This window comes from Agromyces aureus (genome assembly GCF_001660485.1).
GTDB lineage: Bacteria > Actinomycetota > Actinomycetes > Actinomycetales > Microbacteriaceae > Agromyces > Agromyces aureus.
Map to the genome: position 1 here is coordinate 387,127 of NZ_CP013979.1, position 26,292 is coordinate 413,418.

Annotated in this window: 15 protein-coding genes; 9 read left to right on the forward strand and 6 right to left on the reverse strand. The window is 70.3% G+C overall.

Annotation, left to right across the window (positions count from 1 at the left end; genetic code table 11):
- Positions 1–68 precede the first annotated feature (68 nt).
- From ATC03_RS01675 to ccsB, 5 genes are read left to right on the forward strand one after another with little or no spacing between them, the layout of a single operon-like run.
- Positions 69–713, forward strand: a complete 645-nt coding sequence (locus tag ATC03_RS01675; protein WP_067872352.1) for a histidine phosphatase family protein — start codon at positions 69–71, stop codon at positions 711–713.
- Positions 713–1,327 carry a TlpA family protein disulfide reductase gene (locus ATC03_RS01680; RefSeq protein ID WP_067872355.1) on the forward strand — a complete coding sequence of 205 codons (615 nt, stop codon included), beginning with the start codon at positions 713–715 and terminating at the stop codon, positions 1,325–1,327. The genes ATC03_RS01675 and ATC03_RS01680 overlap by 1 nt, the downstream gene beginning before the upstream one ends.
- Before the next feature lies 1 nt (position 1,328).
- Entirely contained in the window at positions 1,329–2,084 is a 756-nt protein-coding gene (locus tag ATC03_RS01685) for a cytochrome c biogenesis CcdA family protein (protein WP_067872359.1), read from the forward strand.
- Positions 2,068–3,861: a cytochrome c biogenesis protein ResB gene (gene resB, locus ATC03_RS01690; RefSeq protein ID WP_067872363.1), complete on the forward strand. Its 1,794-nt coding sequence runs from the start codon at positions 2,068–2,070 to the stop codon at positions 3,859–3,861. The genes ATC03_RS01685 and resB overlap by 17 nt, the downstream gene beginning before the upstream one ends.
- Positions 3,862–3,913: 52 nt before the next feature.
- Positions 3,914–4,948, forward strand: a complete 1,035-nt coding sequence (ccsB, locus tag ATC03_RS01695; RefSeq protein ID WP_067881105.1) for a c-type cytochrome biogenesis protein CcsB — start codon at positions 3,914–3,916, stop codon at positions 4,946–4,948.
- A gap of 167 nt (positions 4,949–5,115) precedes the next feature.
- On the opposite strand, the gene ATC03_RS01700 is transcribed toward ccsB, so the two are convergent.
- Positions 5,116–7,230 (reverse strand): carbohydrate binding domain-containing protein, encoded by a 2,115-nt coding sequence (locus ATC03_RS01700; RefSeq protein WP_084003187.1) that lies wholly within the window; start codon positions 7,228–7,230, stop codon positions 5,116–5,118.
- Between the two features lie 222 nt (positions 7,231–7,452).
- Between ATC03_RS01700 and pulA the strand changes: the two genes are divergently transcribed.
- Positions 7,453–13,506, forward strand: coding sequence for a pullulanase-type alpha-1,6-glucosidase (gene pulA / locus ATC03_RS01705; protein ID WP_084003666.1), 6,054 nt, complete (start codon positions 7,453–7,455; stop codon positions 13,504–13,506).
- A 105-nt stretch (positions 13,507–13,611) separates the two neighbouring features.
- Here pulA and ATC03_RS01710 read toward each other — a convergent pair whose 3' ends face one another.
- Both ATC03_RS01710 and ATC03_RS01715 read right to left on the reverse strand, forming a co-directional pair.
- Entirely contained in the window at positions 13,612–14,250 is a 639-nt protein-coding gene (locus ATC03_RS01710; protein WP_152030822.1) for a hypothetical protein, read from the reverse strand.
- A gap of 64 nt (positions 14,251–14,314) precedes the next feature.
- Positions 14,315–15,322, reverse strand: coding sequence for an o-succinylbenzoate synthase (locus ATC03_RS01715; protein ID WP_067872371.1), 1,008 nt, complete (start codon positions 15,320–15,322; stop codon positions 14,315–14,317).
- A gap of 50 nt (positions 15,323–15,372) precedes the next feature.
- Between ATC03_RS01715 and metH the strand changes: the two genes are divergently transcribed.
- Complete coding sequence (gene metH / locus ATC03_RS01720; RefSeq protein ID WP_067872374.1) at positions 15,373–19,020, forward strand: methionine synthase; 3,648 nt, start codon at positions 15,373–15,375, stop codon at positions 19,018–19,020.
- Positions 19,021–19,027: 7 nt separating this feature from the next.
- Here the strand turns inward: metH and ATC03_RS01725 are convergent, their stop codons facing one another.
- Positions 19,028–20,161, reverse strand: a complete 1,134-nt coding sequence (locus tag ATC03_RS01725) for a Fic family protein (RefSeq protein WP_161490300.1) — start codon at positions 20,159–20,161, stop codon at positions 19,028–19,030.
- A 371-nt stretch (positions 20,162–20,532) separates the two neighbouring features.
- On the opposite strand from ATC03_RS01725, the gene ATC03_RS01730 reads away from it, so the two are divergent.
- Positions 20,533–21,669, forward strand: a complete 1,137-nt coding sequence (locus ATC03_RS01730) for a TerC family protein (RefSeq protein ID WP_169829216.1) — start codon at positions 20,533–20,535, stop codon at positions 21,667–21,669.
- Positions 21,670–21,699: 30 nt separating this feature from the next.
- Here the strand turns inward: ATC03_RS01730 and ATC03_RS01735 are convergent, their stop codons facing one another.
- Both ATC03_RS01735 and ATC03_RS01740 read right to left on the reverse strand, forming a co-directional pair.
- Positions 21,700–24,708, reverse strand: coding sequence for an ATP-binding cassette domain-containing protein (locus ATC03_RS01735; protein WP_067872380.1), 3,009 nt, complete (start codon positions 24,706–24,708; stop codon positions 21,700–21,702).
- A gap of 22 nt (positions 24,709–24,730) precedes the next feature.
- Positions 24,731–25,288, reverse strand: a complete 558-nt coding sequence (locus ATC03_RS01740) for a hypothetical protein (protein ID WP_067872383.1) — start codon at positions 25,286–25,288, stop codon at positions 24,731–24,733.
- A 77-nt stretch (positions 25,289–25,365) separates the two neighbouring features.
- Here ATC03_RS01740 and ATC03_RS01745 point away from each other — a divergent pair, with 77 nt between their 5' ends.
- Positions 25,366–26,292, forward strand: a complete 927-nt coding sequence (locus ATC03_RS01745) for a 1,4-dihydroxy-2-naphthoyl-CoA synthase (protein WP_067872386.1) — start codon at positions 25,366–25,368, stop codon at positions 26,290–26,292.

Genomic DNA, 26,292 nt, shown 5'->3' on the forward strand with positions numbered 1-26,292 from the left:
GGTAGCGAGAGCCCGGATGCCGGCGGTCTCGGCGGTTTCAAAGGAACGCGATCCCTAGACTGGAGACCGTGCCTGCCGAGCAGATCCATCTCGTGCGCCATGGCGAGGTGTTCAACCCCCAGGGCGTGCTCTACGGGCGACTCCCGGGCTACGGGCTCTCCGATCTCGGACGGCAGATGGCGCAGGCCGCGGCCGACGAACTCGTGCGCGTCGGGCGGCCGGTGAGCACCCTTATCGCCTCGCCGCTGCAGCGCACCCAGCAGTCGGCCGAGCCCATGACCGCCGCCTTCGGCTTCGCCCCGACGCTCGACGAGCGCGTCATCGAGCCCGAGAACCGCTTCGAGGGCAAGCGCATGACCGGTCGCGGCGGCGCACTCGGCGACGCGCGCAACTGGCGGTTCCTCGTCAACCCGTGGGAGCCGAGCTGGGGCGAGCCGTTCGGCTCGATCGCGACGCGCATGCTCGCGGCCGTCGACGACGCGTGGCAGGCCGCCGACGGGGGCGACGTCGTCGTCGTCAGCCACCAGCTGCCCATCTGGATGGTGCACCGCAGGCTCGCCGGCCTCTCGCTCGCGCACGACCCGCGCCGTCGCCGTTGCGCGCTCTCGAGCATCACCACGCTCGAGCGCCGCGGCGACCGGTTCGTCGAGGTCGACTACCGTGACCCCGCCTCCGGCCTCGCCGCGCAGGCCACCGACGTGGGAGCCGTGTGATGAAGCCTCGCCTCGCCAGACTCGCGACCGGCGCAGCGGCGCTCGCCGCGGCATCCGCCCTGCTGCTCACCGGGTGCACGAGCGACCCGCTGGCCGACCAGTTCCGCGAGGGCAGCGGCAAGAACTACATCGCGGGCGACGGCAGCATCAGCGAATACGCCGTGGCCGATCGCGGCGAACCCATCGAGTTCTCGGGCGAGACCGCCGAGGGCGACGCGTTCGACTCGGCCGACACGCTCGGCGAGGTCACGGTCGTGAACTTCTGGTACGCGGGCTGCGCCCCGTGCCGGGTCGAGTCGCCCATTCTCGAAGAGGTGCACCAGGGCTACGCCGACGACGCGGCCGACGTCGCGTTCGTGGGCGTGAACGTGCGCGACCAGGCCGGCACGGCGGCATCCTTCGAGCAGAAGTACGGCGTGACCTACCCGTCGATCCTCGACGTCGAGTCGGGCGTCGCGCAGCTCGCATTCGCCGGGCCCGTGCCGCCGGCCGCCGTGCCGACGACGATCGTGCTCGACCGCGAGGGCCGCATCGCCGCGCGGGTGCTCGGTCAGCTCACCGAAGCGTCGATCCTCGAGTCGCTCGTCGACCGCGTGCTCGACGAGCAGGCCTGACGTGGGCGGCATCGGCGAGATCGTCCTCAACGGACAACTCCTCGCTGCCGTTCCCATCGCGCTCGCCGCGGGCATCGTCTCGTTCCTCTCGCCGTGCGTGCTGCCGCTCGTGCCGGGCTACCTCGGTTACATCGGCGGCTTCGTCGAGGCGTCGGCGGATGCCGCGGAGGAGCGTCGGCACCGTCGCCGCCTCGTGCTCGGCGTGCTGCTGTTCATCGCCGGCTTCACGCTCGTGTTCGTCACGTTCAACCTGCTGGCGGGCGTCGCCGGAGCCTGGTTCAACGCGTACGGCGACGTCATCACGCGCGTGCTCGGCGTCGTGCTCATCGTCATGGGCCTCGTGTTCATCGGGCAGTTCACCTTCCTGCAGCGCACGATCAAGCCCTCGTGGCGGCCGGCCACCGGACTCGGCGGTGCACCGCTGCTCGGCATCGTGTTCGGCCTCGGCTGGACGCCGTGCATCGGCCCGACGCTCGCGGTCGTGCTGACGCTGAGCGCCGACTCGGGCTCGGTGTGGAGGAGCGTCCTGCTCGGCCTCGCGTACTGCATCGGCCTCGGCATCCCGTTCCTGCTCGTCGCCCTCGGCTTCGGCTGGGTCACGGGCTCCCTCGCGTTCGTGCGCCGCCACATCCGCACGATCAACATCATCGGCGGGTCGCTGCTCATCGCGATCGGCCTGCTCATGCTCTCGGGTCTCTGGACCATCTGGATGTACGAACTGCAGGCGGTGATCTCCGGCTTTGTCCCCGCGATCTGACTCGGGTGCGCTCGCGCGCCCCGACGACCACATCGACGCTCCCGAGCCCTCGCCGGGCGAGGCGGGCGTCACGCAGCCCAAGCTCGGCTTCGTCGGCTGGCTGCGCTTCGCCTGGCGGCAGCTCACGAGCATGCGTACCGCCCTCCTGCTGCTGCTCCTGCTCGCGATCGCGGCCGTGCCGGGCTCGCTCGTGCCGCAGCGCTCGAGCGACCCCAACGGCGTCACCCAGTACTTCCAGGACAACCCGGGCCTCGCGCCCGTGCTCGACTCGTTCCAGATGTTCGACGTGTACACGTCGGCGTGGTTCTCGGCCGTCTACCTGCTGCTGTTCGTGTCGCTCGTCGGCTGCGTCATCCCGCGCACGAAGCACCACTTCGACGCCTTGCGCGCGCGTCCGCCGCGCACGCCCGTGCGGCTCTCGCGGCTGGCCGGCTACACCGAGCGGGTCCTTCCCGAGGGTGAGACGGCGGATGCCGCGATCACGCGTGCAGCGTCGGAGCTCAAGCGCGCCGGCTACCGAGTCGAGCGCTACGACCTGCGCGGCGAGGCGTCGGTCTCCGCCGAGCGCGGGTACCTGCGCGAGACGGGCAATCTCGTGTTCCACACGGCACTGCTCGGCATCCTCGTGGCGGTCGGCATCGGCGGCGGGTTCGGATTCGCGGGCCAGCGCGTGGTCGTCGAGGGGCAGTCCTTCGTGAACACGCTCGCGTCGTTCGACTCGTTCAACCCGGGCCGGTTCTTCAACGACGCCACCCTCGACCCCTACAAGCTGAAGCTCACCGACCTCGAAGCGGTCTACGAGACCGAGAACCAGAAGGCGCTCGGCCAGCCCATCGACTTCACGGCGAACGTCGAGATCACCGCGCGCGGCAGCGACGAGACCACGACCGGGCAGGTCAAGGTCAATCACCCGCTTCGCGTGCACGGCACCGACGTGTACCTGCTCGGCAACGGCTACGCGCCCACCATCACCGTGCGCAACGCCGATGGCGAGGTCGTGTTCACCGACGCGATCCCGTTCCTGCCGCAGGACGCGAACCTCACCTCGATCGGCGTCGTCAAGGTGCCCGACGGCATGCCCGAGCAGCTCGGCATGGTCGGCTTCTTCTACCCGACGCAGACCACGCTCGACTCCGGCGCGTACTCGTCGAGCTACCCCGACCTCGTCTATCCCGTGCTCACGCTCAACGTGTACTCGGGCGACCTCGGCATCGACGGCGGCAAGCCGACCTCGGTCTACACGCTCGACCCGTCGACCATGGAGCAGCTCACGGGCGGCAAGACGGGCGTCGACTCGATCGAGCTCATGCCCGGCCAGACCCAGGACCTGCCGAACGGGCTCGGCACCGTGACCTTCGAGGACGCGACCCCCGAGAGCGAGCCGAACGTCGCCGACGGCGACTACTCGCAGAGCGTCGACCGGTTCGCGAGCTTCGACATCCACCGCGACCCGCTGCAGATCTGGGTGCTCGTCTTCGCGATCCTGATCATCGCCGGCCTGCTCGTGTCGCTCTTCATCCCGCGTCGCCGCATGTGGGTGAAGGCCGCGAAGCGCCCGGGCGGCGGCGTCGTGCTCGAGTACGCGGGCCTGGCCCGCGGCGAGGACCCCGGGCTCGACGACGCGGTCTCCGCGTTCGCCGACAAGCACTCGGGCTCGACCGCGGCCGATGACGACGACGCCGACACCGACGACGGCGCCGGCGACGAGCCCGAGCCCGCCGCTACCGCCCCCGAAGACCCCGAATCCGCCGGTGAACCGGCGAAACCGACGACGTAAGGTTGTAGTCGTGACGCTCGACGAGATCTCCATCACCCTCGTGTACTCGGCCATGGCCGTCTACGCGATCGCGTTCATCGCCTACGCGATCGACCTCGCGCGCCGTTCGGCGGTGGCCGCCAGTGCTGCGGATGCCGCGGCCGCGGCGTCACTCGCATCCGCGACGACCCCGGCGACCGTCGGCGCCCCGGCCACCGTGGGGGCACCCTCCACCGTCGGTGCGCGCGTCTCGGGCACGGGCACGGCGACGGGCTCGCCGACGAAGGGCGGGCGCGGCGCGGCATCCGCTGCTCCCTCAGACGGCGCGTCGGTGGCCTACGGCCGCTCGCCGTCGCTGCGCGTCGCCGTCGCCATGACCGTCATCGCGTGGTTGCTGCACCTCGCCGCCGACATCACCCGCGGCCTCGCCGCCGGCCGGGTGCCGTGGGCGAACATGTACGAGTTCGCGCTCACGGGCACGCTCATCATCACGACGGTGTACCTGCTCGTGCTCGTCGTCTCGAAGCACGACCTGCGCTTCCTCGGCACGTTCATCACGGGCCTCGTGCTCGTGCTGCTCGGCATCGCGACCGTCAACTTCTACGTCAGCGTGGTGCCGCTGCCGCCGGCACTGCAGTCGGCCTGGCTCGTCATCCACGTGTTCGTGGCGACCTCGGCCGTCGGATTCCTCGCGCTCGGCTTCGCACTCTCGGTCGTGCAGCTCATGCAGTCGCGCCGCGAGACGATGCTCGCCACCGCGAAGCAGGTCAAGCGCTCGTTCCTCGCGACGCTGCCGAACTCGGCGACGCTCGAGAACCTCGCCTACCGGGTGACGATCATCGGGTTCATCCTGTGGACCTTCACGCTCATGGCCGGCGCGATCTGGGCCGAGGCGGCCTGGGGCCGCTACTGGGGATGGGACACCAAGGAGGTGTGGACCTTCATCATCTGGGTGGTCTACGCCGGGTACATCCACGCGCGCGCGACGCGCGGCTGGCGCGGTTCGCGCTCGGCGTGGCTCGCGATCATCGGCTTCTCGACGGTCATGTTCAACTTCACCGTGGTCAACCTGTTCTTCAAGGGACTGCACGCCTACTCGGGGCTCTGAGCCTCACTCGCGTCACCGTCGAACGGGGCGTCGCCGACGAGGCGGCGCCCCGTTCGCGCGTCTCCGCGGTGCGATGGTCGAGTCCACGCGAGAGGGCGACGCCGGAGATCCGACGCCGCCCCCTTCCCGGCTCGCGACGCCGAAGGTCTCGGCAGCCGCGAGGTCTCTCAGCTACACGGGTTGCCCGCGGTGACGGTGCCGTTCGACACCTTCACCGTTCCGGCGCCGATCGCGTAGTCCTTGCCGCCGTTGTTGTCCCACGTGCCCGACCCGTTGTTGAAGGCCGCGGTGAGGCCGGTCGAGCCGCCGAGGTCGATCGTCTTGACCTTCCATCCGGTGCAGGCGTCCGCCATGGCGACACCGGGCGCGGTGGTCCAGGCGCCCGAGCCGACCCGGTAGTGGACGTTCGTGCTCGCCCATCCCGTCGCGTAGTAGACGGTCGCCGTCGTGGCCGGTTGCGTCGTGCCGCACGGGTTCGTCGAGCCGACGACGCCGCCGTTCACCGTGGCGACCGCTCCGGAGAGCGCGTAGTCGCGCCCGCCGTTGTTGTCCCACGTGCCGGACCCGTTGTTGAACGCGGCGGTGATGCCCGAGGCGCCGCCGGTGATGGTCTTCGACACCCAGCCCGAGCAGGCGGCGGTCAGCCCGACTCCGGGCGCGGTGGTCCAGGCGCCCGCCCCGACGCGGTAGTGCACGTTGTATCCGGTCCACCCCTTCGAGGTCGAGTAGTAGACCGTCAGGTCGCCGGTTCCCGGGTTCGTTCCCGGATCCGTGCCGGGGTCGGTACCGCCCTGCCCGGCCTTCGCTCCGACGTGGAGGGCGATGGCCTGGTTGGCATCGACGGTCGCGGTGAACTGGCCCGCGGCGTTCACGGTCACGATGCCTCCGGCGGTGCATCCGCTCGTGGTGGGCAGGCCGACGGTCACGTTGCAGTAGCCGCCCGCGGGGAGCGAGGTCTGGAACGTGCGCGTGAGCGAGCCCCCGCGGTTGATCGCGACGTAGCCCTTGTCGCCGCGGCCGAAGGCGATGGCCGACGACCCGTTGGACCAGGTGTTCGTGACGGCGGTGCCGTACGTGGTGTTGCGGAACCCGACCATGTTCTCGATGTTCGTCTGGGCGTGCTTGCAGGTCCAGCCGTTCTGTCCGCAGACGGGGTCGATGACCTCGCCGTTGCCGGCGAGTGCCGGCCCGGCTTCCTTGTTCGAGAACTGGTAGCCGGAGTGGATCGAGGGTGAGCCGTAGTTCCAGGCGAGGGTGAAGATCTGCGCGAGGTCGTAGCCGGCGCCGTCCTTGTAGGACAGGGTCTCGCCGTTGCGTTCGGTGTCGTGGTTGTCGACGAACACGGCGGCGTTCTGGTTGGGCAGGAAGCCGGCCCATGACGGCCCGATGCCGTTGCCCGTGACGAGCCAGTTGATGGTGCCGCCGCCGAAGGCCTCCTTGAGCTTGCGGGCGAACGCGAACTCGTGGATGTCGCCGTACGACGTGTACTCCTCGGGCTGGATGGGTTCGTTGGCGCGGATCACCTCCTGCACGATGTACAGCCGGGCGCGGTCGTTGACCTTGGACAGGATGCCCTGCATGTCGCTGGCGGCGATGTGCTTGACGGCGTCGATGCGGAACCCGTCGACCCCGAGCGAGACGAGGTCATTCAGGTACCCGGCGATCTTGCCCTGCACGTACGACGAGGACGTGTTCAGGTCGGAGAGGTTCACGAGGTTGCACTCCTGCACCTCGGTGCGGTTCTGATAGTTCGAGATGTCGCGCCGGCAGGAGTGGAAGTCCTGCGAGGAGTAGATGCCCGGGTAGTCGTAGTGCTGGAACGACGAACCCGCCCAACCGGTACCGCCGCCGCTCTTGCCCGACATGTGGTTGATCACGGCATCCGCGATGACCTTCACTCCGGCGGTGTGGCAGGTGTCGACCATGGCCTTGAACTCGGCCCGGGTGCCGAGCCGGGACTCGATCTTGTAGCTGACGGGCTGGTAGTAGGTCCACCACTCCGGACCCTGCACGTGCTCCTGCGGAGGGGAGGTCTGCACGAACCCGTACCCCGCCGGGCCCAGGTTCTCGGTGCACTCGCGCGCGATCGCATTCCAGGTCCACGAGAACAGGACCGCGGTCGTGTCCTTCGGGCCCGGCGCTGCAGCGTTGGCCGGTGCCGCGACGGCGGTGGCCGAGATGAGGGTGCCGATGAGGGCGATGAGTGCTGCGCTTGCAAGATATCGCAAGCGCTTGCGGAGCGTCGCGGGCACCGCGTCCCGCTGATGAACGGTGGCTGACATGGGAACTCTTCCTCGTGTCCTCACGCAGATCACAAGCCGGGAACCCTGTGGGCCGCGAACTGCCGCGCCGATGCGGCAGCTACGCCGCGAACGGCGCGTGACCCTCAAGATAGGGGTACTCGCGCAAGAATTGCAAGCGCTTGCATTAACCGGGGCTGCGCTGATAGGTTCGCCGCACATGTCCCCAGGCACTCTGTCGTGCCCGAACAGCAGGAGTCGACGATGACGCAACGCGGACGCGCGCGCAGCTGGATCGCCATGGGGGTGACGGGCGTCGTCGCGGCGTCGGTGCTCACCCTCCTTCCGGGCCTCGCGGCCTCGGCCGAGGAGCGCACGTTCGCGCTCGTCGGCGACCTCCAGTCCGAGGTGGGGTGCGCTGCCGACTGGGCTCCCGACTGCGCCGAGTCCGAACTCCTCGCGACCGCGACGCCCGGCATCTTCGCATCCGAGTTCGAGGTGCCCGCGGGGGAGTGGCAGTACAAGGTCGCCGTGAACGACTCGTGGGACGAGGCGTACGGCAAGGGCAGCGCCCCCGGCGGCGACAACCTGAAGCTCACGGTCGCCGGCCCGAGCACGATCCGCTTCGTCTTCGACGACAACCAGAAGAAGGTCGGCCTCGAGCTGGTCAGCCTCCGGGCCGGCTACAGCGATGCGGATGATGCGGCGCTCGTCGCCGACCCGGTGCGCCAGCCGGGCAGCGACGAGCAGTTCTACTTCGTGATGACCGACCGCTTCGCGAACGGCGACCCCTCGAACGACGAGGGCGGGCTCACGGGAGACCGCCTCGCCACGGGCTTCGACCCGACCCACCGGGCCTTCTACAACGGCGGCGATCTCCAGGGGCTGCGCGACCGGCTCGATTACATCGACGACCTCGGCACGACGGCCATCTGGCTCACGCCGAGCTTCAAGAACCGCCCGGTGCAGGGCGAGGGCGCGAACGCGAGCGCCGGCTACCACGGCTACTGGGTGACCGACTTCACGCAGATCGACCCGCACCTCGGCACGAACGCCGAGCTCGAGGCGCTCATCGCCGAGGCGCACGCCAAGGGCATCAAGGTCTACTTCGACATCATCACGAACCACACGGCCGACGTCATCGACTACGAGGAGCAGCAGTACTCGTACATCGACCAGGCGACGAGCCCCTACACGGATGCCGCGGGCGACGAGATCGACCTCGCCGACTACGCCGACGGCGAGACGCCGTTCCCGACGCTCGACGCGGCGACGAGCTTCCCGTACACGCCCGTCGTGCGGCCGGAGGACGCCGACCTGAAGGTGCCGGCCTGGCTGAACGACCCCACGCTCTACCACAACCGCGGCGACTCCACGTGGGAGGGCGAGTCCGTCACGTACGGCGACTTCGTCGGCCTCGACGACCTCATGACCGAGCACCCGACCGTCGTGAACGGCTTCGTCGACGTCTACGACCAGTGGATCGACCTCGGCATCGACGGGTTCCGCATCGACACCGCGAAGCACGTGAACTTCGAGTTCTGGGAGCAGTGGTCGACGCAGGTGCTCGACTACGCGCACGAGCACGGCAAGCCCGACTTCTTCATGTTCGGCGAGGTCTACGACGCCGACCCCCAGAAGCTCTCGCCGTACGTTCGCAAGACCGACATGAACTCGGTGCTCGACTTCACGTTCCAGTCGCAGGCCGTGAGCTTCGCCGCGGGCAACTCGGCGAAGAACCTCCAGTCGCTGTTCGCGGGCGACGACTACTACACGACGCCCGACTCGTCGGCGACGGCATTGCCGACCTTCCTCGGCAACCACGACATGGGTCGGGTCGGCTCGTTCCTGCAGAACACCGACGCTCCGCTCCAGCGCGACGAACTCGCGCACGACCTGCTCTTCCTGACGCGCGGCCAGCCCGTCGTCTACTACGGCGACGAGCAGGGCTTCGCCGGCATCGGCGGCGACCAGAGCGCACGCCAGACCCTCTTCGCGAGCCAGGTCGCCGAGTACCAGAACCAGCCGCTGGTCACGGGCGAGAACGCGGGCAGCGTCGACCGCTACGACACGGATGCCCCGCTCTACGAGCACATCGCCGCCCTCTCGGAGCTGCGCCAGTCGCACCCCGCACTCGCCACGGGCGCCCAGATCGAGCGTTACGTCGACAGCGGCGCAGGCGTCTACGCGTTCTCGCGCGTCGATCGCTCTGAGAAGGTCGAGTACGTCGTCGCCGCGAACAACGCGAACGAGGAGCGCACGGTGCAGGTTCCGACGCTCACGAAGGGCGGGCAGTTCGAGGCGCTCTACGGCGGCGGCGCGGCCGTCGCGGCCGATGCCGACGGCGTGGCCTCCGTCACGGTGCCGGCCCTCGGCGCGGTCGTGCTGAAGGCCGACCGCACCGTGACCTCGCCCGACGCGGCGGCCGCCATCACGGTCGCGACCCCCGCGCCCGGTGCGGGCGTCACGGGCATCACGCCCGTCGTCGCCGACGTGGCTGACGACACCTGGCAGGAGACGAGCTTCGCCTGGCGCATCGCCGGCGCGACCGGCGACGACGCCTGGCACGGGCTCGGCACGGCCGAGGACACGAGCCCTCGCGTCTTCCACGACACGGCCGGCCTCGCGAACGGCACGCTCATCGAGTACCGCGCGGTGTCGACGGATGCCGCGGGCCACCGCGCCGCCGCCAGCACCTACGCGAGCGTGGGCGACGCCGTGAACCTCGCCGAGGAGGAGGAGCCCGAGCAGCCGATCGACCTGGTCACGGTGCCCGGCAGTCACAACTCCGAGATGGGCTGCGCCGGCGATTGGGCTCCCGGTTGCGAGGTCGCGAAGCTGACCAAGCGCGCCGACGGCATCTACGAGGGCACGTTCACGATTCCGGCGGGCTCCTACGAGTACAAGGTCGCCGTCAACGGCAGCTGGGACGTCAACTACGGCGCGAACGGCGAGCCGAACGGCGGCAACGTCACGTACACGACCGACGGCAGCCAGCCGATCACCTTCTTCTGGAACCCCGAGACGCACGTGGTCTCCTCGACCGCCGAGGGGCCCGTCGTCACGCTGCCCGGTGGATTCCAGTCGGAGATCGGCTGCGCCGGCGACTGGGCGCCCGACTGCCTCGCGTCGCTCATGCAGGACGGCGACAAGGACGGCGTCTACACCTTCTCGACGAGCCGCATCCCCGACGGGGCGTACGAGACGAAGGTCGCGCACAACCGCAGCTGGGACGAGAACTACGGCGTCGGCGGTGCGCCCGGCGGCGCCAACTACTCGTTCACGGCGACCGGCGGCAAGCTCGTCGAGTTCCGCTACACGCTCGCGACGCACGTGCTCGAGATCCTCGTGAGCGACCCGCCGCTCGCGGGCACCGGGCAGACGCGCGCCCACTGGGTGAGCGAGGACACGCTCGCGTGGCCCGCCGAACTGCTCGGCGCGGCATCCGTCGACGACACCGTCTGGACACTCGAGCACTCCGCCGACGCGACCCTCGCGGTCGTCGACGGCGAGGTCACGGGCGGTGGCGAGGCGATCGCGCTCGAACGCGACCCGGCAGGCCTGACCGACGCGCAGCTGGCGAAGTTCCCGGCACTGAGGGGCTTCATCGCCCTGCACCCGGTCGGCCTCGACCGCGCCGAGGTGCAGCAGCTCCTCAGCCGGCAGCTCGGCGTCGCGCAGACGACCGACGGCGAGCTGAGCGCCTTCACGGGCGTGCAGCTGCCCGGCGTGCTCGACGACCTCTACGCCGACGCCGTGGCATCCGCTGCCCTGGGTCTCGGCTGGCACGGCAAGAAGGCCGACGCGACGCTCTGGGCTCCGACGGCGCGCAGCGTCGCGGTCGAGCGATGGGATGCCGGCGCCACCGGCGACCCGCAGCGCCTCGACGCCGAGTGGAACGCGGCCGACGGCACCTGGACCGTCGACGGCCTCCGTCAGGGCGACGAGTACCGCTGGTCGGTCGACGTGTTCGCGCCGACGACCGGCACGTACGAGACCAACTCGGTGACCGACCCCTACTCGGTCGCGCTCACGACGAACTCGGCCCGTACGGTCGTCGTCGACCTCGACGACGCGAAGCTCGCGCCCAAGCAGTGGACGAAGGCGAAGGCCCCCGTCGTCGAACGTGCGGTCGACCGCGCGATCTACGAACTGCACGTGCGCGACTTCTCGATCACCGACGAGACGGTTCCGGCCGAGGAGCGCGGCACCTACCGCGCCTTCACGCGCGACTCGGCGGGCACGGCCCAGCTGAAGCAGCTGGCGGGTGCGGGCATCAACACCGTGCACCTGCTGCCGACCTTCGACATCGCGACGATCGAGGAGAACCGCGCCGCCCAGGCGACGCCCGACTGCGACCTCGCGTCGTACGGGCCGGCCTCGCCCGAGCAGCAGGCCTGCATCGACGCGATCCGCGACCTCGACGGCTTCAACTGGGGGTACGACCCGTTCCACTTCCAGGCGCCCGAGGGCTCGTACGCGGTCGACCCCGACGGCGGCGCACGCGTCGAGGAGTTCCGTGAGATGGTCGGCGCACTGCACGGCATGGGCCTGCAGGTCGTGCTCGACCAGGTGTTCAACCACACGGCCGAGGCCGGGCAGGGCCAGAAATCGGTGCTCGACCGCATCGTGCCGGGCTACTACCAGCGCCTGAACGCGGTCGGCGCGGTCGAGACCTCGACCTGCTGCCAGAACGTGGCCACCGAGCACGAGGTCGCCGAGAAGCTCATGGTCGACTCGGTCGTGCTGTGGGCCAAGGAGTACAAGGTCGACGGCTTCCGCTTCGACCTGATGGGCCACCACTCCAAGGCGAACATGCTCGCGATCCGCGAGGCGCTCGACAAGCTCACGCTGAAGAAGGACGGCGTCGACGGGTCGAAGGTCTACCTGTACGGCGAGGGCTGGAACTTCGGCGAGGTCGCGAACAACGCCCTGTTCGAGCAGGCCACGCAGGGCCAGCTCGGCGGCACGGGCATCGGCACGTTCAACGACCGGCTGCGCGACGCCGTGCACGGCGGCAGCCCGGTCGACGGCACGTCGACGTTCCAGCAGGGCTTCGGCACGGGCCTCGGCACCGACCCGAACGGGCAGCCCGGCACCTCGTCGCAGGCCGACCAGCTGGCCGACCTCGGGCACCAGACCGATCTCGTGAAGCTCGGCCTCGCGGGCAACCTCCGCGCCTACGAGCTGACGGATGCCGCGGGCGAGACCGTGCGCGGCGACCAGCTCGACTACCGCGGGTCGCCCGCCGGCTACGCCGACCAGCCCGACGAGGTGATCAACTACGTCGACGCCCACGACAACGAGACGCTCTACGACCTCTCGGTGTTCAAGCTGCCGACCGACACCCCGATGGCCGACCGCGTGCGCATGAACACGCTGTCGCTCGCGACGGTGACCCTCTCGCAGTCGCCCTCGTTCTGGCACGCGGGCACCGAGCTGCTGCGCTCGAAGTCGCTCGACCGCAACAGCTACAACTCGGGCGACTGGTTCAACCGCATCGACTGGACCGGCCAGCAATCGACCTTCGGGTCGGGCCTGCCGAACGAGGCCGACAACGGCGAGAAGTGGCCGATCATGACGCCGCTGCTCGAGAACCCGGCGCTGAAGCCGGCCGCGGCCGACATCGCGACGGCCGAGGCATCCGCCCTCGACCTGCTGCGCGTGCGCTCGTCGGTCGACCTGCTGCAGCTCGGCTCGGCGTCGCTGATCGACGAGAAGGTCTCCTTCCCCGGCAGCGGAACGGATGCCACGCCAGGCCTCATCACGATGCTCGTCGACGACCTGGTCGGCGCCGACGTCGACCCGAAGCTCGACGGGGCCCTCGTGGTGTTCAACGCCTCGCCCGAGGCGGTCACCGAGCAGGTCGACGGACTGCAGGGTCGCGGATTCGCCCTCGCGAAGGCGCAGGCATCCGGTTCCGACGCGGTCGTGAAGACGACGAAGTGGGATGCCGCGACGGGCTCGGTCACCATCCCGGCTCGGTCGGTCGCGGTGCTGGTCGACGAGCAGCCGCCGCCCGCCGTGGCGACGTTCACGATCGCGGCGCCGAACAAGCTGCTCGTGAAGGCCGGATCGGCCGTGAAGGTCGTCGGGCAGACGTTCGCCGTGAACGGCTCGCGGCCGGTCGGCACGGTCACCGTGCTCGACGGCGGCAAGGCCATCGCGACGGCGACCGTGAAGGCGGGCGACCAGGGTCGGTTCCAGATCGAGCTGCCGAAGCTCGGCAAGGGCCTGCACCTGATCCGCACGTCGTTCGACGGGGGAGAGGGGTTCCGCGACTCGACGTCGCTGCCGATCCCGATCCTCGTCTACTGAACCCCGCCGCCCTCGCCGGTCGAGGAGCGACGAAGGAGCGTCTCGAGACCCAGTCCCCGAAGGGTCTCGAGACGCTTCGCTCCTCGACCGGCGATGACCGGCCGCTCAGCCCTTCGCGAGCGTGATCGGCACGGTGCTCGGGTCGGTCGAGAAGTGGATCACCGGCGTCGCACCCGAGCAGTCGTAGGCCGCCGACGCGATCGGCGACGCGAGGATCTGCTCGGTGACGGGCGTGCCGTCCATCGCGGTGCCGTCGACCGTGACGTTCATGTTCAGCCCGTTGGTGTCGTTCGCGGTCGTCACCGTCGAGCCGTCGACGGTGTAGTCGCCCGAGAGGGTGCCGCTCATCGTGGCCTCGGCCGGCAGCCCGGCGATGTCGACCGCGAGCTGCAGGTCGGGCGTGTACGTGTAGGTGCCGGCCTTGGTGAAGGACAGGCCCGACGAGCCGCTCGGGTCGTAGACGATCGCGTACTCGGCGAGGTCGACGTTCACCTGGTCGTAGAAGGCCTGCATCTGGTCATCGGCGATCACCCAGTCGCCGACGAGGCAGTTCGCGGCAGCGGCAGCGGGATCCTCGCTCGCCCCTGCGGCATCGGTCGCCCCGGGAGTCGCGCTCGGCGTCGCCTTGGGCTTGGCCGATCTCGTCGGCTCGCCGTCGTCGGCTGCAGGGCTGCACCCCGCGAGCGTCAGTGCCGCGAGTGCGACGATCGCGCCGGTCAGGGCGAGCCGTGGGCGTACCTGCATCATTGCCTCCTGTAGGGGGAAACTCCGGACGCCCGCGCGCCGGCGGACGGGTTCGAGCATTGTCTCACTCGACGCCGTGCACGGCCGGTGCGTTCGCGAGCACGGCGTACGTGCGTCCGAGGCGCTCGAGCCACCAGTCCGTGCGCTCGGGCGACGCCGCGTACCGATCGAGCAGCGCCCCGTCGGGCACGACCCGGCGCACGTCGATCGCGCCGTCGACTGGCAGCAACGGCGAGCCCGTGACATCCGCCGCCAGCAGCGAGGCCGTGCCGAGCCCGCAGTCGTAGTCGAGTTCGGTGACGGATGCCGCGAGCGCAGCGCCCATCGCGAGCCCCACGCTCGTGTCGAGCGCACTCGAGACCACGACGGGCAGGCCGGCCGCCTCGACGATGCGAAGTGCGCGACGGATGCCGCCGAGCGGCTGCGCCTTGATCACGAGCAGGTCGGCGGCGCCCGCCTCGGCCACGGCGAGCGGATCGTCGGCCTTGCGCACGCTCTCGTCGGCCGCGATCGGGATGCCCATGTACTTCGTGCGCACGCGGATCTCGACGAGGTCCTCGATGCGCTCGCACGGCTGCTCGACGTACTCGAGGTCGAACTCGGCGAGCGCGTGGATCGCGTGCTCGGCCTCGTCGACGTTCCACCCGGCGTTCGCGTCGACGCGGATGCGACCCTCGGGGCCGAGCACCTCGCGCACGGCGCGCACCCTCGCGACATCCTGAGCCAGCGTCTGGTCGCTCGCCGCGACCTTCACCTTCGCGGTGCGGCAGCCCGGGAAACGCGCGAGCACCGCGGCGACGCTGTCGGGGTCGACGCCCGGCACGGTCGCGTTCACGGAGATGCGGTCGCGCAGGGCGGGCGGGGTCTCGTTCCAGCCGTAGTCGATCGCGCCTTCGAGCCAGGCGGATGCCTCGTGGTCGTCGTACTCGACGAATGGGCTGAACTCCGTCCACCCGTGCGGGCCCTCGAGCAGCAGGGCCTCGCGCACGTCGATGCCGCGGAAGCGCGTCACGAGCGGGAGCGCGACCACGCGCGCGGTGGAGAGGAGGTCGTCGAGCGACGGCGATGTCATGAACCCATCATCGCAAGCGGCTGCGAGCGCCGCTCATTAGACTCGCGCGAGTGACCGGCACGTTGATCGAACCCCGCTTCCCGCTCGACATCGACGGCGTCGCACGCCCGTCGCGCTCGCAGGCGCTGCTCGACGCGGTGCGGGCGAACGTCGTGATCGCCGACGGCGCCATGGGCACCATGCTGCAGCGCCACGAACCCACGCTCGACGACTACCGGCAGCTCGAGGGCTGCAACGAGATCCTCAACGTCAGTCGCCCCGACATGATCGCGGCGATCCACGACGAGTACCTCGCGGTCGGCATCGACGCGATCGAGACGAACACGTTCGGCGCGAACTGGTCGAACCTGTCGGATTACGGCATCGACGACTGCATCCACGAGCTTGCCGAGGCCGGGGCGCGCATCGCGCGCGAACGCGTCGAAGCGGCCGAGGCGGCCGACGGGCGGATGCGCTGGGTGCTCGGCTCGATGGGTCCGGGCACGAAGCTGCCGAGCCTCGGCCACACCACCTACGACCACCTCAAGCAGACGTTCGCGCTGCAGGCCGAGGGCCTCATCGACGGCGGAGCCGACGCGTTCCTCATCGAGACCTCCCAGGACCTGCTGCAGACCAAGGCCGCCGTCAACGGCTGCAAGCAGGCCATCGTGAGCCGCGGCATCCGCCTGCCGATCTTCGTCGAGGTGACGGTCGAGACGACCGGCACCATGCTCATGGGCAGCGAGATCGGTGCCGCGCTCACCGCGCTCGAGCCGCTCGGCGTCGACGCGATCGGCCTGAACTGCGCCACCGGGCCCGCCGAGATGAGCGAGCACCTGCGCCACCTCTCGAAGCACTCGCGCGTGCCCGTCGCGTGCATGCCGAACGCGGGCCTGCCCGTGCTCGGCGCGAACGGCGCGCACTACCCGCTCGAGCCGGCCGAGCTCGCGACCGCGCACGAGCAGTTCGTGCGCGAGTTCGGCCTCGGCCTGATCGGCGGATGCTGCGGCACGACGCCCGAGCACATGCTCGCCGTCGTCGAGCGCCTGCGCCCGCTGCGCGCCGGGCTCGCGGCCGGGCCGGACTCGGCACGGACGCCCACGCCCGAGGCGGGCGTCGCGAGCCTCTACCAGCACGTGCCGTTCCACCAGGATGCGTCGTACCTCGCGATCGGCGAGCGCACGAACGCCAACGGGTCGAAGGCGTTCCGCGAGGCGATGCTCGCCGGCGAGTGGGACGAGTGCGTCGAGATCGCGCGCAACCAGATCCGGGTGGGCGCGCACCTGCTCGACGTGTGCGTCGACTACGTCGGCCGCGACGGCGTCGACGACATCCGCGAGGTCGTGTCGCGCTTCGCGAGCGCCTCGACGCTGCCGCTCGTGATCGACTCGACCGAGCCGGCCGTCATCGCCGCCGGGCTCGAGCTCATCGGCGGGCGCCCCGTCGTCAACTCGGTGAACTACGAAGACGGGGATGCCCCGACGAGCCGTTTCGGCCGCATCATGCCGCTCGTGAAGGAGCACGGCACGGCCGTGATCGCGCTCACGATCGACGAGCAGGGCCAGGCCCGCACCGCCGACGACAAGATGCGCATCGCCTCGCGGCTCGTCGACGCGCTCGTCGACGAGTGGGGCATGCGCGTCGAGGACCTCATCGTCGACTGCCTCACGTTCCCCATCGCGACCGGTCAAGAGGAGACCCGCCGCGACGCGATCGAGACGATCGAGGCCATCCGTCGCCTGAACGCGAAGTACCCCGGCATCCACACCACGCTCGGGGTCTCGAACGTGTCGTTCGGCCTGAACCCGGCCGCGCGCAGCGTGCTGAACTCGGTGTTCCTGCACGAGGCCGTCGAGGCCGGGCTCGACTCGGGCATCATCGACGCCGCGAAGATCGTGCCGCTCGCCTCGCTCTCGGAGGAGCAGCGCAAGGTCGCGCTCGACCTCGTCTGGGATCGTCGCGAGTACGACGCCGACGGTGCCACGACCTACGACCCGCTCGCCGTGATGCTCGACCTCTTCGCGGGCGTCGACACCGCGGCCCTGCGCGACCAGCGCGCGGCCGAACTCGCCGCGCTGCCCGTGGGCGAGCGCCTCGAGCGTCGCATCATCGACGGCGCCTCGAAGGGCCTCGAGGCCGACCTCGACCTCGCCCGCGAGGGCGGCCTGAGCGCGCTCCAGATCATCAACGACCACCTGCTCGAGGGCATGAAGGTCGTCGGCGAGCGCTTCGGCTCGGGCGAGATGCAGCTGCCGTTCGTGCTGCAGTCCGCCGAGACCATGAAGGCCGCCGTCGCGCTGCTCGAACCGCACATGGAGAAGACCGAGTCCTCCGGCAAGGGCACGATGGTCATCGCGACCGTCCGCGGCGACGTGCACGACATCGGCAAGAACCTCGTCGACATCATCCTGACGAACAACGGCTACAAGGTGATCAACCTCGGCATCAAGCAGCCGATCGCCGACATCATCGCGGCCGCCGAGGAGCACGACGCCGACGTCATCGGCATGTCCGGCCTGCTCGTGAAGTCGACCGTCGTCATGAAGGAGAACCTTCAGGAGCTGCAGTCGCGCGGTCTCGCGAAGAAGTGGCCGATCATCCTCGGCGGTGCCGCTCTCACGCGCGCCTACGTCGAGGACGACCTCGCCTCGCTCTTCGACGGCGAGGTGCGCTACGCCCGCGACGCCTTCGAGGGCCTCACGCTCATGGAGCCGCTCGTGAAGGTCGCGCGCGGCGCCGACCCGGCCGAGGTCGGGCTGCCCGCGCTGAAGAAGCGCATCCACAGCGCCGGTTCGAAGCTCACGCTCACCGAACCCGAGGAGATGCCCGGGCGGTCCGACGTGGCATCCGACAACCCGATCCCGACCCCGCCGTTCTGGGGCACGCGCATCGTGCGGGGCATCGCGCTCGCCGACTACGCCGCGTTCCTCGACGAGCGGGCGACCTTCATGGGGCAGTGGGGGCTCAAGCCGGGTCGCGGCGAAGACGGGCTCAGCTACGAGCAGCTCGTCGAGACCGAGGGGCGGCCCCGCCTGCGCTACTGGCTCGACCGGATCCTCGGCGAGGGCATGCTCGACGCCTCGGTCGCCTACGGGTACTTCCCGGTCGTGAGCGAGGGCGACGACCTCGTCGTGCTGCACCACGGCGACGACCCGACCGGCCTGCTCGGGCGGCCCGGACTGCTCGCCCCCGACGGCGGGTCAGGGGGGCCGCTCGGAGCGGAGCGCCTGCGCTTCCACTTCCCGCGCCAGCGCCGCGACCGTCACCTGAACCTCGCGGACTTCGTGCGCTCGAAGGATGCCGGCCAGGTCGACGTGCTGCCCGTGCAGCTCGTGACCGCCGGCGCGCACATCGACCAGGTCACCGCGAAGCTCTTCGCCGAGAACCGGTACCGCGACTACTACGAGCTCAACGGGCTCGTGATGCAGCTCACGGAGTCGCTCGCGGAGTACTGGCATGCGCGCATCCGATCCGAGCTCGGGTTCGCCGCCGAAGACCCGACCGACACGGCCGGCCTGTTCAAGCTCGAGTACCGCGGGGCGCGCTTCTCGCTCGGCTACCCGGCCTGTCCCGACATGGAGGACCGCCGCAAGGTCGTCGAGCTGCTGAAGCCCGAGCGCATGGGCGTCGAGCTCAGCGAGGAACTGCAGCTGCACCCCGAGCAGTCGACCGACGCGTTCGTGTTCCACCACCCCGAGGCGAAGTACTTCTCGGTCTGAGGGTCGGTCAATCGTCGGCAAGTATCTTCGGCAGGTACCCGAGCGTATCGAGTCGCCGCACGAGCCGTGCGGCGATCGGGCCGCGCGAGAGTGAGATTCGGTAGAACCGGGGGCCCTCGACCGAGTTTTGGAAGAGGTCCTCCTCGACCAACGTGCGGATGGCCCGTGACCGTTGTGCCGGGCTTCCTGGGAACACCGCTTCCAGGTCGCCGGCCTTCACGACACCCCGCTGAAGTGCGATCGCGAGTGCGCCCGCCTGCGCGGCCGAGATGACGCCGTCGCGGGCGAGCGACGTCAGGACCGGAGTGATGAGTTCTTCGCTGACATACTCATGGTCTTGCAGCCGGATCAGACGCTGCAGGTCGGTGCTGATGCCGGTGGCGAAGAACTCGATCCACGCTGTCGTTCCTCGTTCGGAGAGGTCGTCTGCGCCTTCGAGTGCGCTGATGTAGGCATCGCGGTCGTTCCCGAACACCGCCATCGGGTTGAGTGCGCTTCCGCCGCGGGTGTTAAAGATCGTGCGACGCAGCATTGCATACGTGAAGAGGCGTGAAACTCGACCGTTGCCGTTCTGGAACGGGTGGATCCAGACGAAACGATGATGCGCGATGGCGATCTGGAGCATCTGCTCGTGGAGTGGGCGTTCAGCGTTCGCGAAATCGAGCAGGTCGGTCATCTCGGGGTGGACGACGACCCACGACGGTGGCGTGTGCTGCGAGTTCGAGATCGCCACGTCGACTTCTCGGTAGTTCCCCGGGTTCGGGTCGCCCTCCCTGATCAGATGCGAGACCGTACGCGCATGCAGTTCGCGGATCAGGGAATGCGTCAGCGGCGCTGCGGGATCGAGTTCGTCGATGAACCGAGCCGTCTCGGCGATGTTGACGATCTCGCGGAGCGAGTCGTCGAAGGTGCCGTGCTTGCTTCCCAGCCGATCGAGCGCGTCGTAGACCGTGGTGTGGTTGCCCTCGATGCGTGCGGAAACCACGCTCATGACAGTGTCGGACAGTAGATGGAGATCGCGAAATGTCGCCGGATGGGTCGTACCGGTTCCGATGTCGGCCCTGAGGCGTTCGATGTTGAACAGCGTCGCCACGAGACCGGACCCGAAGTCCAGTTTTGGGATGCTGTATTTGCTCGTCATTGACGGATCTTTTCCTGTTGCGAATCGGACTATTTGCACCCTACCGTGACTATGCGGCTCTTTCCAGGGGAATTTGTGGGGCATTTGTCGAAGAGAATTTGCGGTGCGGCCCGCTGTTTCTTGCGCAGACCACGCGGCGGAGTCGAACTGAGGATGGCGCGGCGACGACTCCCGACCCGAATCGTGCGGCGCCCGGCATCCTCTCAGGAAACCGGCGACCTCCGCCCGTAGGCTCGAAGCTCCAAGGGGAGTACTCCGACACGGTTTGTTCGTCATTACGGATGCAGGGCGCATCCCGGACGGCCGGTCCTCGTTCACGAGGATGGAGAAGACCTTGACGTCCATCAGCGACGCCGAGGTCTGGAGACCCGTTGAACGTCACCCCACTTCTGTGGATCATCACGATCGCCGTCACGATCGCCTTCTTCGTCTACGAGTTCTTCGCGCACGTGCGCAAGCCCCACGAACCGTCCATCGGCGAATCGGCCAGGTGGTCGGCGTTCTACATCGGCCTCGCGCTGCTGTTCGGCGTCGGGATCGGCACCGTCTCGGGCTGGACGTACGGCGGCGAGTACTTCGCCGGCTACCTCACCGAGAAGGCCCTGTCGATCGACAACCTCTTCGTGTTCCTCATCGTGATGACGGGCTTCGCGGTGCCGAAGATCTACCAGCAGAAGGTGCTGATGATCGGCATCGTGATCGCGCTGATCCTGCGCGGTGGCTTCATCGCGGTCGGCGCCGCGCTGATCCAGAACTTCTCGTGGATCTTCTACATCTTCGGCGCGCTGCTTCTGGTGCTCGCCTACCGCCAGGCGTTCAGCAGTCACGAGAGCAACCCGGCGAACGGCAGGTTCATGGGGCTCGTGCGCCGCGTGCTGCCGGTCACCGACGAGTACCACGAGGACAAGCTCACGGTGCGAAAGGGCGGCAGGCGCTTCGTCACGCCCATGCTGCTCACGATCATCGCGATCGGCTTCGTCGACCTGATCTTCGCGGTCGACTCGATTCCCGCGATCTACGGCCTGACCGATGAGGCGTACATCGTCTTCACGGCCAACGCGTTCGCGCTCATGGGCCTGCGTCAGCTCTACTTCCTCATCGGCGGCCTGCTCGAGCGCCTCGTGTACCTCGCGCAGGGCCTCGCGGTCATCCTCGCCTTCATCGGCGTGAAGCTCGTGCTGCACGCCATGCACGTCAACGAACTCCCGTTCATCAACGGCGGCGAGCCGATGCTGTGGGCCCCCGAGATCCCGATCTGGTTCTCGTTGCTCTTCATCGGCGCCACCATCGCCGTCGCCACCACGGCGAGCCTGCTGAAGACCCGCGGTGACCGTCGGACGGCGCACGCCTCCCTCGGTGCGCCGGATGCGTCGGTCGCGGCGTCGGTCATGTCGACGGATGCGGATGCGGATGCGGATGCGGATGCGGATGCGGAGGCGCCCGCAGGCGGGCCCGGCGAGGCATCCGCCGTCCTGGCCCGCGACGCGCGAAATGAGGACACGCGCTGACGGGCGACCTCCTCTGGAGCATCGCCCTGGTCACGGCTCCGTCGACGCGCTGACCGCCGGGCGGCTCGACGACCGGCCGCGCGAGCGCTTGGGTGAGCCGGGCAACCCGGCGGAGGCCCCGCCGACCGGCTTCGCACGCCGGAGCGCGGCGAGCACGCCGGCGCCGATCACGGTGAGGCCGATCACCGTCGTGACGGCGCGCAGGGTGTCCCACGTGATCGACGAGGTCACGAGCGAGTAGAGCAGGAAGCTCGAGAGGTTCTGCCCGAGCGGAGCCCCCGGCTCGTACGAGATGCCCGTGGCCGTGCCCACCGCGAACGGCCAGAACCAGAGGTTCATGATGAGCCCGAAGGCGTACGAGGCGAGCACGCCGTAGACGGCGAGCATGGCGATCTCGGCGCGCCGCGGCATCCGCCCGATCCGCTGCCACGCCAGCCGCCGGGGGAGCAGCCCCGCCCCGGCGCCGACCCACGCGCACGCGAACATCTGGAACGGCGTCCACGGACCGAACGTGCCGGTCACGATCGTCGAGAGCGCGATCGTGAGCAGGCCGAGCAGCATCCCGAACCGGGGTCCGAAGGCCCTGCCGGCGAGGATCAACAGGACGAACACGGCCTCGACGCCCCCGACGCCCGTGCCCGCGATGCGCACGGCCGCACCGATCGCGGCGAGCGTGCCGAGCAGGGCCAGCGTGTGCGCGCTGCGCACCGAGCCGTCGAGGGCGGCGAGCACGACGAGGGCGGCCAGCGGGGCGAGGGCGAGGGCGGCGACCGGAACGGCGGAGCTCGCCTGCGAGGGGAGCGCGGTGGCCACGAGCGGCCAGGTGAAGGCCGCGAGCGCGACCAGGTTCGCGACGGTCAGTGCGATGAGGGCGGGTCGGCGTTCGCCGGGGCCGGCGGGGTCGAGCCCTGGGGGCCGAGGACCGTGCGTCGGGGCGGATGCCGGTGGCGGGGGAGCGAGGACGGTCCGGCCGTCGGGAGCGGCCGGGATCGACGGTACGACGGCGACCGGCGCCTCGGCGAGGGCGAGGCCGGGCGGCGAGGCGGCGATCGGCCGCTCGGCTGCTCGCGGCTGCTCGACGGCGACCGACGGGCCCAGGCGCCCGTCCGCCATGGGCAGCACGCGATCCGCGACGGCCCCGATGAACGCGGTGTCGTGCGTGGCGACCAGCACCGCGGTGCCGCCGTCGGCAGCCCGGCCGAGCGCCGCGGCCACGAGCGAGCCGGCCGAGGCATCCAGCCCCCGGGTCGGCTCGTCGACGAGGAGCACGGCGGGTCCGCTCGCCGACTGGATCGCGATCGCGAGGCAGCGGCGCTCGCCGACGGAGAGGTCGCGCGGATGCCGCGCCAGGCGTGCCGTGAACTCGGGCGAGCCGGTGTCGAGCCCGAGGAAGGCGGCCAGCCGCGCGGCCGTCGCGCCACGGGGGAGGTGCGTCGTGCGGTCGCTTCGAGCGCATTCGGCGGTGACCGTCGTGGCGGCGAACAGGTCGTCGGAGGCGTCGGGAACGAGGGCGATGCCGGTGCGACCCCCCTGGGTCGCCTGCAGGGTGACGGCGCCCGAGCGCGTCGTGGCGAGGGCGACGAGCAGGCTCGACTTGCCGGCGCCGTTCGGTCCGGTGAGCGCGACGATCTCGCCCGCCGAGAGGTCGAGGGCTGCCCCATCGACCGCGAGCTTCTCGGCGTGCCGCACGGTCAGGTCTCGGGCGTGCAGCACCACGTGGGCGGTGGCGGCCGACCCGGTGCGTGTGCGTGCCGGCCCCGTCGTCCGACCGCCCGCTCCCGCAGCCGCACCTGCATCCGCCGCGGCGCCCGCGCCCGCACCGGCGGCACCGGCGTCGAGCACGCGTGCGAGGCCGTCCGCGACGTCGACGCGCTCGTCGGCGACGCCCGCGAACTCGGCCCGCCGATGCTCGGCGACCACCACGCAGATGCCGGCCCCGTGCGCGAGGGCGTCGAGCAGCGCGACGATCCGTTCGCGGAATCGGGTGTCGAGATCGGCGAGCGGCTCGTCGACGATGAGCAGGATCGGATGCTCGGCGATGGCGGCCGCGATGGCGACGAGGGTCGCCTCGCCCGCCGACAGCCCGCGCAGCTCACGGCCGAGCAGGGGGCGGATGTCGAGGCGCTCCGCGATCTCGTCGATGCGCGCCCTGACGATGACCGGGTCGACGCCGCGAAGTTCGAGCGAGAGGCCGATCTCGTCGTCGACCCGCTCGGTGGCGAACCCCTCGCGCGGATGCTGCAGCACGACGCCGACGGTGCGCGCGGTGTCGCGCGGCGGGGTGCGAGCACGATCGTGGCCGACGACGGTCAACTCGCCGCTCGTGGTACCGCCGTCGACGTGCGTGTGCAGGCCGGCGATCGCCCGGAGCAGCGTGGACTTGCCGCTGCCCGTCGCGCCCGTGACCAGCACGAGCGTGCCGGGCCCGAGGTCGAGCGCGGGAACCACCACGGCGGCCTCGTCGGCGTCGCGGTGCACGATCGCGAGGTGCCGCGCCCCGACGGGGCGTTCGCAGACCCCGCTGACCGGTCGTCCAGCGAGCCCGCGCAGTTCGAGGGCCGCGGCGACGGCCGTCGCCCGCTCGAGCGTGCGCTCGAGCACGGGGGAGAGCAGGCGGGGGCCGCCGCGCTCGCCGCGGAGGCGCTGGGCGAACCGCACGCGTCGCACGGCGTCGGCGAGGGCCGGCAGCCCGGCCCAGGCGACGGCGAGCGTGCGGGCGACCCCGCGGAGCGGTCCGCGCCGCGCGCCGCGCACGAGCAGCCGCGGCACGTCGAGCAGGGCGTTCAGCACGCCGAACGCGAGGATCGCGAGCGCGATCGGCACCGCGCTGAGGGCGGCATCCGCGAGTCCGTCGAGGGTCGCCGGGCCGAGCAGCACGACATGCGAGAACGGCCGCGGGAGGGGGACCTCCGGCAGCGGCAGCACCACCGGGCCTGAGCCGTCGGCTCCGTGGAAGAGCACCCGGTAGACGACCCGGACCCCGATGAACCCCGCGGCGATGAGCGCCGCGGTGCGCAGGGGTGCGGGTCGCAGGGTCACGGCGTCAGGCCCGGCTGCGCGGTCATGCGCTCGGCGCGGCAGGCTCGCCGTTCAGCGTGAAGAGCAGTTCGAGGCTGTCACCGGGTGCGAGCTCGAGCGTCGCGAGACCCTCCTGCGCGTAGCCCCACTCGCCGCCGGCCGGCTTGGTCCAGAGCGACCAGTACGCGAAGGCGGCGGGCATCGAGGCGCACGTCTCGAAGTAGTCCGTGCCGTCCTCGGCGGGGAGGGCGAAGTCCGCGGCGGGCACGCCGTTGACGCGGCAGACGACCTGGTCGCCGTACTCCTCGGTGCCCTCGGTCTCGAGGCCGGCCTCGGCCAGGGCATCGCTCGCGAGGATCGGCGCGTCGGCCTCGACGCACGTCGTGCCGGCGGGCGACTCGTCGACCTCGAGGTCTGCGGGCAGTTCGACGACGACCTCGACCCCGGCGCATTCGCCGTCGGCCGACGCAGGAGCCGAAGCCGAGGCCGACGCGGTGGGCTCCTCGGTCGAGCTCCCGCCGGACGGGGCGCACGCGGCGAGGGCGAGGGCGAGGAACAGGGCTGCGGAGGCGCCGAGGGCGCGCGAAGTCGTGGTCACCATCCAAGGCTAGGGGGCCGGCGCTGCGGTGGCGGATCTGTGACGCCGTGCGTGCGACGGCGGGTCGTTAGGCTGGAGAGGTGAGCGTTTCCGAACTGTTCGATGCGAGCGAGTGGGTCGACGCGGCATCTGCCGTCGCCGGTGACGCGGGGCTCAGCGACATCACCTACCACCACTCGACCGACGGGCGCATCGCGCGTATCGCGTTCGATCGACCTGAGGTGCGCAACGCGTTCCGGCCGCACACGGTCGACGAGCTGTACCGCGCCCTCGAAGACGCCCGCACGAACCCCCGCATCGGCGTCGTGCTGCTGACGGGCAACGGCCCGAGTGCGAAGGACGGCGGCTGGGCGTTCTGCTCGGGCGGCGACCAGCGCATCCGCGGGCGCGACGGCTACCAGTACTCCGCCGACGAGGCCGAGGTCGTGCGGGACCCCGCCGCCGCGGCGAGCACCGGGCGCCTGCACATCCTCGAGGTGCAGCGGCTCATCCGCTTCATGCCGAAGATCGTCATCGCGGTCGTGCCCGGTTGGGCTGCCGGCGGCGGGCATTCGCTGCACGTCGTCTGCGACCTCACCATCGCCTCGCGCGAGCACGGTCGGTTCAAGCAGACGGATGCCGACGTCGGCAGTTTCGATGCCGGCTACGGCAGTGCCTACTTCGCGCGCCAGATCGGGCAGAAGTTCGCTCGCGAGGTGTTCTTCCTCGCCGAGGAGTATTCGGCCGACCGCGCCTACGAGATGGGCGCCGTGAACCGGGTCGTGCCGCACGCCGAGCTCGAGCGCGAGGCCGTCGCGATGGCCCGCACGATCCTCACGAAGTCGCCCACGGCCATCCGCATGTTGAAGTTCGCGTTCAACGCGGTCGACGACGGCATGGTCGGCCAGCAGGTGTTCGCGGGCGAGGCCACGCGCCTGGCCTACGGCACCGACGAGGCCGTCGAGGGGCGCGACTCGTTCCTCGAGAAGCGCGACCCCGACTGGGGCCCGTACCCCTGGCACTACTGA

Bases quoted from the DNA above. Each gene is read 5' to 3' on its own strand.
- ATC03_RS01680 (WP_067872355.1), top strand. From the start codon at position 713: ATGAAGCCTCGCCTCGCCAGACTCGCGACCGGCGCAGCGGCGCTCGCC.
- ccsB (WP_067881105.1), top strand. From the start codon at position 3,914: ATGGCCGTCTACGCGATCGCGTTCATCGCCTACGCGATCGACCTCGCG.
- ATC03_RS01700 (WP_084003187.1), bottom strand. From the start codon at position 7,230: ATGTCAGCCACCGTTCATCAGCGGGACGCGGTGCCCGCGACGCTCCGC.
- pulA (WP_084003666.1), top strand. From the start codon at position 7,453: ATGACGCAACGCGGACGCGCGCGCAGCTGGATCGCCATGGGGGTGACG.
- ATC03_RS01710 (WP_152030822.1), bottom strand. From the start codon at position 14,250: ATGCAGGTACGCCCACGGCTCGCCCTGACCGGCGCGATCGTCGCACTC.
- ATC03_RS01715 (WP_067872371.1), bottom strand. From the start codon at position 15,322: ATGACATCGCCGTCGCTCGACGACCTCCTCTCCACCGCGCGCGTGGTC.
- ATC03_RS01725 (WP_161490300.1), bottom strand. From the start codon at position 20,161: ATGACGAGCAAATACAGCATCCCAAAACTGGACTTCGGGTCCGGTCTC.
- ATC03_RS01740 (WP_067872383.1), bottom strand. From the start codon at position 25,288: ATGGTGACCACGACTTCGCGCGCCCTCGGCGCCTCCGCAGCCCTGTTC.